The 1032-nt window shown below is 35.4% G+C and carries 1 pseudogene; it reads left to right on the forward strand.

Annotation, left to right across the window (positions count from 1 at the left end):
• Positions 1–13: 13 nt before the first annotated feature.
• Positions 14–937, forward strand: a pseudogene (locus tag AC1DTM_RS28225) (alpha/beta fold hydrolase).
• Positions 938–1032: the final 95 nt, after the last annotated feature.

Here is a 1032-nt window from a genome sequence, read left to right on the forward strand (position 1 = left end):
GGAGGCTGTCGGAATGAGCATACAGGAAAATTTCGTTACGGCATTGGATAAATCGGAAATTTACTTGCGTAAATGGTTACCAGAAGGAAATCCGCGGGGAATTGTTCAAATTGCACATGGTATGACAGAACATGCAGGTGTTTATACAGAATTTATTGATGCTTTATTAGAAGCAGGATATGGTGTTTATGCTCATGATCATAAAGGGCATGGAAAAACAGTGAAAAGGGAAGAAGACTATGGTCATTTTGAACCAAATGTAGGTTGGAATCAGGCTGTGTCTGATGTTATCTTTGTTTCGGAAATGATAAAAGAAGAGCAGACATGCCCGTTATTTTTACTTGGACATAGTATGGGTTCTTTTTTATCAAGACGTGCTGTACAACTTAAAGGTGAATTATATGATGGATTCCTTATTTCAGGAACTGGTGGAAATCCAGGGCTTTTAGGAAGTATCGGTCATAAAGTAGCGACAATTGAGATGAAACTTCGCGGAAAGAAAACGAAAAGTCCGATGCTGAACTTCTTATCTTTCGGAAACTTCAACTCACACTTTAAGCCAAATCGTACGAAATTTGATTGGTTATCTTCAGATATTCATCAAGTTGATAATTATATTGCGGATCCGTTATGTGGATTCATTTGCACGACTAGTTTTTAACGAGAATTGTTTCATGGAGTTCTAGAAGTAAATAAAATAGAAGAATACAAGAAGACACCAAAAAATCTTCCAATACATATATTCTCTGGTGATCGTGATCCTGTTGGGGATATGGGGAAAGGTGTAAAAGAAGTATACGAAAACTATAAAAAATGTGGTGTGAAAGATGTAACACTTCGTTTATATGAAAATGGTAGACATGAAATGTTCCATGAAGTGAATAGAGGAGATGTATTTCAAGATTTGATTTCATGGTTAGATGAGCATATTGTATAAGAAGAAACCTCACTTCATGCTGAAGTGAGGTTTTTTGAAAAATTGGAGGATTGATTATGAGTGAATTTGTAAATAAAGAATATGTAGAAATAGAT

The sequence above is a fragment of the Bacillus sp. P4_D3 genome (assembly GCF_056401855.1).